The following is an 11,746-nucleotide window of genomic DNA, read 5'->3' as shown; positions in this document are numbered from 1 at the left end:
CTCAACCGCCGCGCAGGCCCGGCGCGGCGGCCAAGGCCGTCCGCGCCGCAGCATATTCCCGCGCCAGCCGGTCCACGAGCGCGGCGGCGGGCACCACCTCCTTCACCGCGCCGATACCCATGCCGCTGCCCCAGATCTGGCTCCAGACCTTCGGCTTCGCGCCGTCCTCGGCAAAGTCCATGTCCGACGGGCTGCCATGGCCCAGCACGTCCGGGTCCATCCCGGCGGCACGGATCGAGGGGCCGAGATAGTTGCCCGAGATGCCGGTGAAGACCGAGGAGGTGATGATGTCCTCGGCCGAGGAGTCGACGATCATCCGCTTGTAGTCGGCCGGCGCATGCGCCTCGGCCGTCGCGATGAACGGGCTGCCGATATAGGCGAGGTCGGCCCCCATCGCCTGCGCGGCGAGGACGGCGCGGCCCGTGGCGATGGCCCCCGAGAGGAGCAGCGGGCCGTCGAAGAACTCGCGGATCTCCTGCACCAGTGCAAAGGGCGACTGCGGCCCCGCATGGCCGCCCGCCCCCGCCGCCACCGCGATCAGCCCGTCCGCCCCCTTCTCCAGCGCCTTGCGGGCGAAGGTCGCGTTAATGATGTCGTGGAGCGCGATGCCGCCGCAATCATGCGCGGCGTCGTTCACTTCGACCCGCGCGCCGAGCGAGGTGATCCAGATCGGCACCTTGTGGCGGTGGCAGATCTCGATGTCGCGCTGCAGCCGCGCGTTCGAGCGGTGGACAATCTGGTTCACCGCGAAGGGCGCCGCCGGGCTGTCCGGGTTCGCCTGGTTGTGGCGGTCCAGCTCCTCGGCGATGCGAGTCAGCCAGGCGTCCAGCAACGGCGGCTCGCCCTCCCTCTCGCGCGCGTTCAGCGCCGGGAACGAGCCGACGATCCCGGCCTTGCACTGGGCGATCACCAGCTCCGGCCCCGAGACGATGAACATGGGCGACCCGACCACCGGCAGGCGCAGGTCTTGCAGGATCGGCGGCAGGGACATCAGCGGCTCCTTTCGGCTGTCGGCGCATCTGGCGCGCGGCACTCCGCAGGCGCAAGCCGCCTCGGCTTTTCCCCCGCGTCCCCGCGTGCTAGCCGCTGCCCGGCAAGACAGGAGTGGCGGATGCAGCGCGTGAGACTGGGCGGGACGGACGTGGAGGTCAGCGAGGTCTGCCTCGGGACCATGACCTACGCGAACCAGACCGGCCGCGAGGACGCCTTCGCGCAGATGGACCGCGCCCTCGACGCCGGCATCACCTTCCTCGACTGCGCCGAGATGTATCCGGTGAACCCGGTCCGCCCCGAGACCGTGGGCGACAGCGAGCGCATGATCGGCGCCTGGCTGAAGGCGCACGGCACCCGCAACCGGGTCGAGATCGCGACCAAGGTCTCCGGCCCCAACCCGGCGGTGCGCGGCGGCGCGGGCTTCGACGGCGCGTCCATCGCCACCCGCGTGGCGGAATCGCTGGAGCGGCTGGGCGTCGAGACCATCGACCTCTACCAGCTGCACGTCCCCATGCGCCCGCATTACCACTTCCGCCGCACATGGACCTTCGCGCCCTCCAGCGACCGCGACGCGACCCTGCGGCACATGGACGAGGTCATGGCGGCGCTCGCCGCCGAGGTGCAGGCCGGGCGCATCCGCGCCGTCGGGCTCTCGAACGAGACCGCCTGGGGCACCGCGCGATGGATCGACGCGGCCGCGCGCCACGGGCTGACGCTGGCGAGCATCCAAAACGAATATTCCCTGCTCTGCCGCCTCTATGACACCGATCTGGCCGAGCTTGGCGCCAATGAGGGCGTGACGCTGCTGGCCTATTCGCCGCTGGCGGCGGGGCTGCTGACCGGCAAATACGCCAGCGGCACGCCGCAGCCCAGCCGGGCCGCGAACGACATCGCCACGGGTGGCGCGGGCGACCTCGGCGGGCGGCGGACGCCGCGCGCGGACGAGGCGGTCGCCGCCTATCACGAGGTGGCGCAGCGGCATGGGCTCGACCCGGTGCGGATGGCGCTCGCCTTCACCCGGCAGCGGCCGTTCCCGGTCATCCCGATCATCGGCGCCACCACCGACGCGCAACTCGCGCATCTGCTCGACGGGCTGGACCTGCGGCTCTCGGCCGAGGTGCTGGACGCCGTCGCGGAGGCCCACAAGGCGCATCCGCAGCCATTCTGAGGGAGAAAACGAGATGGATCTGGGCATCAGGGGCAAGCGCGGGCTGGTCTGCGCGGCGTCGAAGGGCCTCGGGCGCGGTTGCGCCGAGGCGCTGGCGGAGGCGGGGGTGAACCTCGTCATCAACGCCCGCACCCGCGAGACGCTGGAGGCGACCGCGCGCGAGATCGCCGATCGCCACGGCGTCGAGGTGACGCCGGTGGCGGGCGACATTACCACCGAGGAGGGACGCGCGGCAGTGCTCGAAGCGCTGGGCGGGCAGGCCGACATCCTCGTCAACAACGCCGGCGGCCCGCCGCCCGGCCGCTGGACCGACTGGAGCCGCGAGGACTTCATCGGCGCGCTCGACGGCAACCTGCTGGCCGCCGTGGCGCTGATGCAGGCACTGGTGCCCGGCATGGCCGAGCGCGGCTGGGGCCGGGTGGTCAACATCACCTCGCAGTCGGTGAGGGCGCCGATCCCCGAGCTGGGCCTCAGCAACACGGCGCGGCTGGCGCTGACCGGCTTCGTCGCCGGGGTCTCGCGGCAGGTCGCGGGACAGGGCGTCTGCATCAACAACCTGCTGCCGGGGATGCATGCGACCGACCGGCTGATCCAGCTGGACGAGAACGTCTCGCGCAGCCGCAATGTCTCGTTCGACGAGGCGCGGGCCGAGCGCAAGGCGCGAATCCCCGCGGGCGATTACGGCCGACCCGAGGATTTCGGCGCCGCCTGCGCGTTCCTCTGCTCGCAGCAGGCGCGCTTCATCATCGGCCAGAACCTGCTTCTCGACGGGGGACAGACGCAGACCACGACGTGACGCCGCGTCCGATCGGTCACACTCACGCCCCGCACAAGGATTTGTGCGGCGGCGTTCATTGTCGGTTAGGGGTTGCTGTGAGAAGCTCGAAATACGGGCAACAGCAAGACCATCGCAGGAAACGAGATGAACGCGACCTTCAATCCGCAGCGCCTGATCTTCGGCGCATCGTCCGGTCTGAGGTCGGTCCTCTACCGCAGCGTGGCGACCCCGCTCGGCACCTGGCTGCTGGAAAGCGGCGCGCTCGACCGCTTTGCGGCCCGGAACCGCGAGCGGCATCTGACCGGCTTCATCCATCACGAGGACGGGGTCTTCTACCAGTATATCGAGGGCGAGGCCGAGGCCGTGGCCCAGGTCTGGCACGCGATCCAGAACGACCCGCGCCACGAGGGGGTGACGCCGCTGCACCTCGGCCCGATCCCGAACCGTCGCTTCAGCCGCTGGGCGATGGGATTCAATGACGGCGCGAAACGCTCGCTGCATGACTGGGCGGCGCGCTCGGGCCTGTCGCTGAAGGGCCGCCGCGAGGCGCAGGCCGTGGGCGCGTTCCTCGAATATGCAAGCGGCGCGGCGGCGCGCTGAGCACCGGATTGTCGTCCGAAGTTCCGTACCCCGTCGCCATAGGATCGGCCTCCCGGATCAGCCAACCAGTTCCCGCGCCCGGTCCCGAGCTCGCCGCGGCGCATCACCAGACGATATCGATCACCCTTCCGTCGCTGTGCTGGCAGACGCCGACGCCGCCACTTGTAGTGAAGCCGCTCGAATCGGCGTATTGGAGTTGGCACGAAAGCGACGACCCGCGCGAGCCGATTAGGACGGCGACAAAATCCCCTGTCGTGCCGACCCCACTGATTGTTGTCACTGCCGATGCAACCGTCGATCCGGCTGTGGCAGTGCCAAAGCCAGTAGCCCAAGTGGTGCTCGCACCACGCATCACGGCCTTGCCGTTGAATGTCTCGCCGTCGATGACGGCGGTCAGCGTAACGCTGTCCGTGCCCTGTTCATAACTGAACTGCACCGGCTGTCCGGAACCTCGGACCACACCCTGCATGGTGCCAGAGCACGCGGCCATTGATCACACTGCGCCGAGCAGCAGAATCTTCGCGATGATGGTCAACCTGGCCCTCCAAGCTCGATATCCAGCAGACTTGACGAGCCACCCCGAGGAGCTCTCGCCGAGACTATTGGGAAACTGTTCACGTCGCGATCGGACTAAACGGACGTTGATCGTTAGCGGCCGCTCCCGTGGGAACCGCGGGGTCACAACCCAGCGTTAGCGGAGGCCCTGACAACGCGGGCGGAGGCAACAAACATGCCGCGGCTGCGCTTCTACCCCGATTCCCGCCCCGGCTTCACCCGCCGCCGCTCGGGCCGCGGCTATGCCTATTTCGACATCGACGGCGCGCTGATCCGCGACCCCGAGGTGCGGCTGCGGATCGACTCGATCGGCATTCCGCCGGCCTACAAGCGCGTCTGGATCTCGCCCCATGCCAATGGCCACCTGCAGGCCACCGGCCGCGACGCCAGGGGCCGCAAGCAGTATCGCTATCACACCGACTGGACCCGCACCCGGTCGGAGAAGAAATACGCCAGCCTCGCCGCCTTCGGCGAGTCCCTCCCCGGCCTGCGCCGCTGGATCGATTCGCGCCTGCGCCGCGAGGCGGGGGACCACGGTTTTGCGGTCGGCGCGGTGCTGGCGCTGATCGACGCCAGTTCGATCCGCGTCGGCAACCCGGAATACGCGGCCGAGAACGGCTCCTTCGGCGCGACCACGCTGCAGACCGGCCACCTGACGCTCGGCAAAGGCGAGGTCACGCTCGCCTTCCCGGCCAAGGGGGGCAAGCAGGTCTCGCAGCGGCTGACGGGCCGCAAGCTGGCCCGCGTGCTGCACCAGCTGGGCGACCTGCCGGGCGCGGACCTCTTCACCTGGCTCGACGAGGACGGCACCCCCTGCGCCGTGACCTCCGAGGAGGTCAACGACGCCATCCGCGCCGTCTGCGGCGAGGGTCACTCGGCCAAGACCTTCCGCACTTGGAACGGCACCCATGCCGCCTTCCAGTACGCGCGCGAGGCCGAGATCCTGACCATCAAGGGCCTCTCGCAGGCCGCGGCCGACCGGCTGCACAACACCCCGACGATCAGCCGCAACAGCTACATCCATCCGGCCGTTCTCGCGCTGTCGAAGCTCGACGACGGCCTGCGCCGCTCACAGCTGGCCGCCATCCACGCGAGCCCCCGGCCGGGACTGAAACCGGGCGAGCCGGAACTGCTCGCCTTTCTCCCCCGCGCGGAATAACGCCTCGCCTTTTCAACACAGAGCGCTTGCCCGGACGCCCCCGGCCATGCCACCCATTGGGCGCAAGCGCGGCATGCGATGCCGTGCCGCGGGGGGATTCGGGGAGAGCATGATGAAGACACTGATCGCCGCGGCCGCAGCCGCCCTCCTCACCTCCGGCGCCGCCTCGGCGCAGGAGGTCACGCTGAGGCTGCACCATTTCCTCGCGCCGACCGCGCCGGTCCAGACCCAGATCATGGAGCCCTGGGCCGCGGCGGTGGAGGAGCAGTCGGGCGGCCGGATCGACGTGCAGATCTTCCCCTCCATGCAGCTCGGCGGCAAGCCGCCGCAGCTCTACGACCAGGCCCGCGACGGCGTCGTGGACATCGCTTGGACGCTTCTGGGCTACACCCCCGGCCGCTTCCCTGTCGCCGAGGTGTTCGAGCTGCCCTTCGTCGCCTCGAACGCCGCCGCCACCAACATGGCGCTCCAGGATTTCCAGGCGAAGTATCTCGCCGACGAGCTGGGCGAGGTGAAGCCGTTGCTGCTGCACGTCCCGGCGCCGGGCAAGTTCCATCTCAAGACGCATCCGGTGACGGGCCTTGCGGATCTCGCTGGCATGAAGATCCGCGCCCCGTCGCGTACCATGACCGACACGCTCAACGCGCTCGGCGCAACGGCCGTGGGCATGCCGGTGCCCGAGCTGCCGCAGGCGCTGACGACCGGCGTGATCGACGGCGCGCTGGTCCCGTGGGAGGTCACGCCCTCGCTGCGCCTGTCCGAGATCACGCCCTACCATACCGAGTTCGACGGTCCGCATGGCATGTACACCTCGGTCTTTGCGCTGGTGATGAATCAGGCGAAATTCGATTCGCTGCCCGACGACCTGAAGCAGGTGATCGACGACAATTCCGGCACCGTGCTGGCCCGGAAGGCGGCCGCGGTTTACGACCAGATCGAGGCCGACATCCGCCAGGACGCGATCGACGCCGGGGCCGAGGTGATCGTGATCCCGGAGGCCGATCTGCAGCCGTGGAAGGACGCGAGCCAGCCCGTCACCGACGCCTGGGTCGCGGCGATGGACAAGGCCGGCCATGACGGCGCCGCGATGCTGCAGGACGCGCGCGACATGATCGCCGCGCATCAGGCGCAGTAAGGGACGGCACGCGCCGAGCATGGCCGACGCGGAACTGAACACCGAGACCGGGACCGCCCTCCGCGCGCCCCGCTGGCTCGAGGCGGCCTGCCGCCTCATCGCCACCGCCGGCGGGCTGGTCCTCGTCGGCATGATGCTGATGACCGTCATCAGCGTGACCCGCCGGACGCTGTTCGGCGCCCCGCTGCCGGGCGATTTCGAGATGGTCGAGATGGCCAGCGCGGTCGCCATCTTCGCCTTCCTTCCCTTGTGCCAACTCAGGGCCGGGAACGTGCTGGTGGACTTCTTCACCATGCGCGCCAGCCCGCGCACCAACCACCTGCTGGAAGCCGTCGGCGACCTCATCTGGCTGGTCATCGCCGCGCTGCTGACCTGGCGTCTCTCGGTCGGCGCAGCCGAGTTCTACAGCTACGGGGAAAGCTCGATGATCCTGCGCCTGCCACTCTGGTGGGGCTTCGTGGTGATCCTGCCGTCGCTGGCGCTGCTCTGCGTCACCTGCCTCTGGACCATGACCGGCCATCTGCGCGAGGCGTTCCGATGAGCGGGATGGCGGCCGGCCTGACCGGCTTCGCGGCGCTGCTGGCGCTGATGGCATTCCGCATCCCGATCGGGATCGCGATGATCGCCACCGGCCTCGTGGGTTACATCTCGCTCAACGGGCTGATGCCGCTGCTGGCCTACTGGAAGACCGCCCCCTACTACCAGTTCTCGACCTATTCGCTGTCGGTGATCCCGCTCTTCGTGCTGATGGGCGAGTTCGCGACCCATGCGGGCCTCAGCCGGGCGCTGTTCCGGGCGGCGGCGGCCTTCCTGGGGCATCGGCGCGGCGGCATGGCGATGGCCTCGATCGGCGGCTGCGCGGCCTTCGGGGCGATCTGCGGCAGTTCGCTGGCCACCGCCGCGACGATGGGCCAGGTCGCCCTGCCCGAGATGCGGCGCTACGGCTATTCCGGCCGCCTCGCCACCGGCGCGCTGGCCGCGGGCGGCACGCTGGGCATCCTGATCCCGCCCTCGGTGATCCTCGTCCTCTACGCGCTCATGGCCGAGCAGAACATCGCCAAGATGTTCGTCGCGGCCATGGTGCCGGGCGTCCTCGCCGCCGCCGGCTACATGCTGGCCGTCGCCGTCTTCGTGCGCTTCGACCCCGCCGCCGGTCCCGCCGGGCCGCGCGTCGGCTGGTCCGGGCGCCTGACCGCGCTGCGCGAGACCTGGGCCATTGCCGCAATCTTCCTCGTCGTGATCGTCGGCATGTATCGCGGCTGGTTCACGCCCACCGAGGGCGCGTCGGTCGGCGCATTCGGGGCCTTCCTGCTCGCCGTCATCAAGGGCGGGATGCGCTGGGGCGGCTTCGTGGAGTGCCTGATGGGCACGGCGCGCACGAGCGGCATGATCTTCGTGATCCTGCTCGGGGCCGATACCTTCAACGCCTTCCTCGCGCTCACGCAGGCGCCCAGCATCGCGGCCAGCGCGATCGTGGGATCGGGCCTCTCGCCGATGCTCGTCCTGCTGGCGATCCTGCTGCTCTACCTTGCGCTCGGCTGCGTCATGGACAGCATGTCGATGCTGTTGCTGACGATCCCGATCTTCTACCCGATCATCGCCGGCCTCGACTTCGGCATGAGCCGTGAGGAGACGATGATCTGGTTCGGCATTCTCGCCGTGGTGGTGGTGGAGGTCGGGCTCATCACCCCCCCGGTGGGGATGAACGTCTTCGTCATCAACGCGATGGCGAAGGACACGCCGATGATCGAGAGCTTCCGCGGCGTGATCCCGTTCCTGATCTCCGACATCATCCGCATCGCCCTGCTGGTCGCCTTCCCGGCCATCAGCCTCGGGCTGGTGCGGCTGCTGAACTGAGGGCCGCCGTGCTCCCCCACATCCGCTTTCCCTTCGCCGACCGCGGAAAGGGCTGCGCCCGTGCGGCCCAGAAGGTCATGCGCCGCGCGCATTGCCCCGTCACCGTGATCCGGCAGCGCTGATGGCCGAGCGCACCCAGGTCGCGATCATCGGCGCCGGTCCCTCGGGGCTGCTGCTGTCGCAACTGCTGGACCTTGCGGGCATCGACACCGTGGTGCTGGAGCGTCGCAGCCGCGACTATGTCCTCGGCCGGGTCCGCGCCGGCGTGCTGGAGGAGGGGATGGTCCGCCTGCTGCGCGAGGCCGGGGTGGCGGAGCGGCTGGACCGCGAGGGGCTGGTCCATGACGGCATCGAGATCGGCTGGAACGACCGCCTGCAGCGCATCGACCTGAAGGCGCTGACCGGCGCGAGCGTCGTCGTCTACGGCCAGACCGAGGTCACGCGCGACCTGATGGCGGCGCGCGAGGCCCGTGGCGGCCGCGTGATCCATGAGGCCCAGGACGTGGCGCTGCGCGACATCGACAGCACCCGCCCCCGCGTGACCTGGGTCGAGGATGGCCACCCCCGCGCGCTCGACTGCGACTGGATCGCCGGCTGCGACGGCTTCCACGGCATCAGCCGCGCCTCGATCCCCGAGGGCACCCTGCGCGAGTATGAGCGGGTCTATCCCTTTGGCTGGCTGGGCCTGCTGTCCGACACGCCCCCGGTCTCGTCCGAACTGATCTACATGCACCACGACCGCGGCTTCGCGCTCTGCAGCCAGCGGTCCACCACCCGCAGCCGCTACTACCTGCAATGCTCGCTGGCCGAGCATCTCTATGAATGGCCGGACGAGCGTTTCTGGGCCGAACTCGCCCGCCGCCTGCCGCCCCAGATCGCGGCGCGGCTGGAGACCGGCCCCTCGATCGAGAAATCGATCGCGCCCCTGCGCAGCTACGTGGCCGAGCCGATGCGCTGGCACCGCCTGCTCCTCTGCGGTGACGCCGCGCATATCGTGCCGCCGACCGGGGCCAAGGGGCTGAACCTCGCCGCCTCGGACGTGTTCTACGCGCATCGCGCGCTTGCCGCCGCCTGCCTCGGGGGCGACATGGCGGGGATCGAGAGCTATTCCGCCGACTGCCTGCGCCGGGTCTGGAAGGCCGAGCGGTTCAGCTGGTGGATGACCTCGCTGCTGCACAGCTTTCCCGATGACGGGCCGTTCGCGGCGAAGATCCAGGCGGCGGAGCTGGACTATCTCCTCGGCTCGCCTGCTTTGCAGGAATCGCTGGCCGAGAATTACGTCGGGCTGCCGTATTGACCGGAATGCGGCTCGCCCCCGCCCTTGCCATCGGCGATGCCCGCGCCCGACGCCGCCCCGCTTCCCGCCGGTCCCCTCTGGACCGCGCCACACGCGGGAGGCGCGCCGCGCCGCCCGCGCCTGAAGACGAAAGGACCGTCGCTTGACCGACCTGCTGTTCCCCGCCCCCGAATGGCCGACCCTCGCGGTCGAGGGCGAAGCCGCCCGCTTCCCCGTCCGCCGGGTCTTCTGCGTCGGCCGCAACTACGCCGCCCACGCCGCCGAAATGGGTTTCGAGGTGGACCGCGAGGCGCCGTTCTACTTCACCAAGTCCGCGCTCGAACTGACGCTTGGGGCGGCCGGGTGATGCGGTTCCACGGCTATTTCCGCTCCTCCGCCGCCTGGCGCTGCCGGATCGCGTTCAACCTCAAGGGCATCGCGCCCGAGACCGTCTTCGTGCCGCTCCGCGAAGCCGCGCAGCGGGCGCCGGGCTATCTCGCGCTGAACCCGCAGGGCCTCGTCCCGGCGCTCGAGACCGAGGGCGAGGTGCTGACCCAATCGCTCGCCATCATCGAGTGGCTGGACGAGACGCATCCCGCGCCGCCGCTGCTGCCCGCGGGAGCCATCGCCCGCGCCCATGTCCGCGCCTTCGCGCAGATCATCGCCTGCGAGGTCCACCCGCTGCAGAACCTGCGTGTGCTTAGGTATTTGCGCGAGAACCTGGGGCAGGACGAGGACGCCGTCACCGCCTGGACGCATCGCTGGATCGGCGACGGCCTGACCGCCTGCGAGGCGATCGCGGCACGGCAGACCCATGGCGGCGCCTTTGCCTTCGGCGACACCCCCGGCCTCGCGGATATCTGCCTCGTGCCGCAAATGGCCTCGGCCGACCGCTTCGGCCTCGACACCGGGCCCTTCCCGCGCCTCAACGCGATCCGGGCCGCCTGCGAGGCACTGCCGGCCTTTGCCGAGGCCGCGCCGTCGCGCCAGCCCGACGCCGTGTGAGGGCCCGATGAGCCAGCAACCGATCCTGATCGCCGGCGGCGGCATCGGCGGCCTCGCCGCCGCGATAGGGCTGGCGCAGAAGGGTTATCGCTCCGCCGTGCTCGAGAAGGCGCCGCGGATGGGCGAGATCGGGGCGGGCATCCAGCTTGGTCCCAATGCCTTTCACGCCTTCGATTATCTCGGCGTCGGCGACCGGGCGCGCGAGCTGGCGGTCTATATCGACAGCCTGCGCCTGATGGACGCGCTGAGCGGTGACGAGATCACCCGCATCCCCCTGGGCGAGCCGTTCCGCGCCCGCTTCGGCAACCCCTATGCCGTGATCCACCGCGGCGACCTCCACGGCACTTTCCTGCGCGCCTGCGAGGCGAGCCCGCTGGTGGAGCTGCGGACCTCCGCCGAGGTAGTGGGCTACGATCAGGACAGCAGCCGCGTCACGGCGATCCTTGGCGACGGCAGCCGGGTCGCGGGGGCCGCGCTGATCGGCGCGGACGGCCTCTGGTCGAAGGTCCGTGCCCGCGTCGTCGGCGACGGGCCGCCGCGGGTCTCGGGCCACACGACCTACCGCAGCGTGATCCCGACCGACGACATGCCCGAGGATCTGCGCTGGAATGCCGCCACCCTCTGGGCCGGGCCGAAATGCCACATCGTCCATTACCCGCTGAAGGGCTGGAAGATGTTCAATCTCGTCGTCACCTATCACAACGACGCGCCCGAGCCGGTCGCGGGCCTCCCCGTCAGCCATGACGAGGTCCGCCGCGGCTTCGAGCATGTGAGCCCGGTCGCCCGTCAGATCATCGACCGCGGCCGCGACTGGAAGCTCTGGGTGCTCTGCGACCGCGAGCCGGTGACGAACTGGCTCGACGGCCGGGTGGCGCTGCTGGGCGACGCGGCGCATCCGATGCTGCAATATCTCGCTCAGGGCGCCTGCATGGCGATGGAGGACGCGGTGGCGCTCGCCGCGGCGATGGAGGCGGCGGGAGGCGAGATCGACCGCGCGCTGCCGGACTACCAGTCGCGGCGGATGCTGCGGACGGCGCGGGTGCAGCTGACCTCGCGCGAGCTCGGCAACCATGTCTACCACCCCGCCGGCGGCCATGCGGCGCTGCGGAACGCGGTGATGAAGGCGAAGTCGGACGAGGACTGGTTCGACACTATCGCCTGGCTCTACGGCTCGACTGGAGACCAGGGGCGCTTCACCGTCTGAGCGGCCGCGTCTCTTG

The 11,746-nt window shown here is 70.0% G+C and carries 13 protein-coding genes; 11 read left to right on the top strand and 2 right to left on the bottom strand.

From position 1 onward, the window contains the following. Window position 1: 1 nt before the first annotated feature. Entirely contained in the window at window positions 2-991 is a 990-nt protein-coding gene (locus tag GI374_RS00840) for a nitronate monooxygenase family protein (RefSeq protein WP_154335122.1), read from the bottom strand. Window positions 992-1,111: 120 nt separating this feature from the next. Here GI374_RS00840 and GI374_RS00835 point away from each other — a divergent pair, with 120 nt between their 5' ends. The 3 genes from GI374_RS00835 to GI374_RS00825 all read left to right on the top strand — a co-directional run bounded on the left by GI374_RS00835 (window position 1,112) and on the right by GI374_RS00825 (window position 3,539). Next, complete coding sequence (locus tag GI374_RS00835) at window positions 1,112-2,161, top strand: aldo/keto reductase (protein WP_154335121.1); 1,050 nt, start codon at window positions 1,112-1,114, stop codon at window positions 2,159-2,161. A 13-nt stretch (window positions 2,162-2,174) separates the two neighbouring features. Then, window positions 2,175-2,957: an SDR family oxidoreductase gene (locus tag GI374_RS00830; RefSeq protein ID WP_154335120.1), complete on the top strand. Its 783-nt coding sequence runs from the start codon at window positions 2,175-2,177 to the stop codon at window positions 2,955-2,957. Window positions 2,958-3,083: 126 nt separating this feature from the next. Then, a complete protein-coding gene (locus GI374_RS00825; RefSeq protein WP_154335119.1) occupies window positions 3,084-3,539 on the top strand; it encodes a BLUF domain-containing protein in 456 nt (151 codons plus the stop codon). A gap of 103 nt (window positions 3,540-3,642) precedes the next feature. On the opposite strand, the gene GI374_RS00820 is transcribed toward GI374_RS00825, so the two are convergent. After that, complete coding sequence (locus GI374_RS00820; protein WP_154335118.1) at window positions 3,643-3,975, bottom strand: hypothetical protein; 333 nt, start codon at window positions 3,973-3,975, stop codon at window positions 3,643-3,645. Between the two features lie 294 nt (window positions 3,976-4,269). Between GI374_RS00820 and GI374_RS00815 the strand changes: the two genes are divergently transcribed. The 8 genes from GI374_RS00815 (at window position 4,270) to GI374_RS00780 (ending at window position 11,730) form a co-directional block, all read left to right on the top strand. Beyond that, on the top strand, window positions 4,270-5,253 hold the full coding sequence (locus GI374_RS00815) for a DNA topoisomerase IB (RefSeq protein ID WP_154335117.1): 984 nt from the start codon (window positions 4,270-4,272) through the stop codon (window positions 5,251-5,253). Window positions 5,254-5,365: 112 nt separating this feature from the next. Further along, on the top strand, window positions 5,366-6,388 hold the full coding sequence (locus GI374_RS00810) for a TRAP transporter substrate-binding protein (RefSeq protein WP_154335116.1): 1,023 nt from the start codon (window positions 5,366-5,368) through the stop codon (window positions 6,386-6,388). A gap of 19 nt (window positions 6,389-6,407) precedes the next feature. Then, window positions 6,408-6,929, top strand: a complete 522-nt coding sequence (locus GI374_RS00805; RefSeq protein ID WP_154335115.1) for a TRAP transporter small permease — start codon at window positions 6,408-6,410, stop codon at window positions 6,927-6,929. Continuing rightward, on the top strand, window positions 6,926-8,245 hold the full coding sequence (locus GI374_RS00800; protein WP_154335114.1) for a TRAP transporter large permease: 1,320 nt from the start codon (window positions 6,926-6,928) through the stop codon (window positions 8,243-8,245). The genes GI374_RS00805 and GI374_RS00800 overlap by 4 nt, the downstream gene beginning before the upstream one ends. A gap of 121 nt (window positions 8,246-8,366) precedes the next feature. Further along, complete coding sequence (gene pobA, locus GI374_RS00795; protein ID WP_154335113.1) at window positions 8,367-9,542, top strand: 4-hydroxybenzoate 3-monooxygenase; 1,176 nt, start codon at window positions 8,367-8,369, stop codon at window positions 9,540-9,542. A gap of 142 nt (window positions 9,543-9,684) precedes the next feature. Then, window positions 9,685-9,888: a hypothetical protein gene (locus GI374_RS00790; RefSeq protein ID WP_370515074.1), complete on the top strand. Its 204-nt coding sequence runs from the start codon at window positions 9,685-9,687 to the stop codon at window positions 9,886-9,888. Then, window positions 9,888-10,526, top strand: a complete 639-nt coding sequence (maiA, locus tag GI374_RS00785) for a maleylacetoacetate isomerase (protein ID WP_154335112.1) — start codon at window positions 9,888-9,890, stop codon at window positions 10,524-10,526. The genes GI374_RS00790 and maiA overlap by 1 nt, the downstream gene beginning before the upstream one ends. Window positions 10,527-10,533: 7 nt before the next feature. After that, window positions 10,534-11,730: a 3-hydroxybenzoate 6-monooxygenase gene (locus tag GI374_RS00780; RefSeq protein ID WP_154335111.1), complete on the top strand. Its 1,197-nt coding sequence runs from the start codon at window positions 10,534-10,536 to the stop codon at window positions 11,728-11,730. The last annotated feature ends 16 nt before the right edge of the window (window positions 11,731-11,746 follow it).

The organism is Paracoccus sp. S-4012 (assembly GCF_009674885.1).
Taxonomy (GTDB): Bacteria; Pseudomonadota; Alphaproteobacteria; order Rhodobacterales; family Rhodobacteraceae; genus Paracoccus.
Note: the sequence above shows the minus strand (reverse complement) of the source record. Positions and strands in the feature narration are given on the sequence as shown.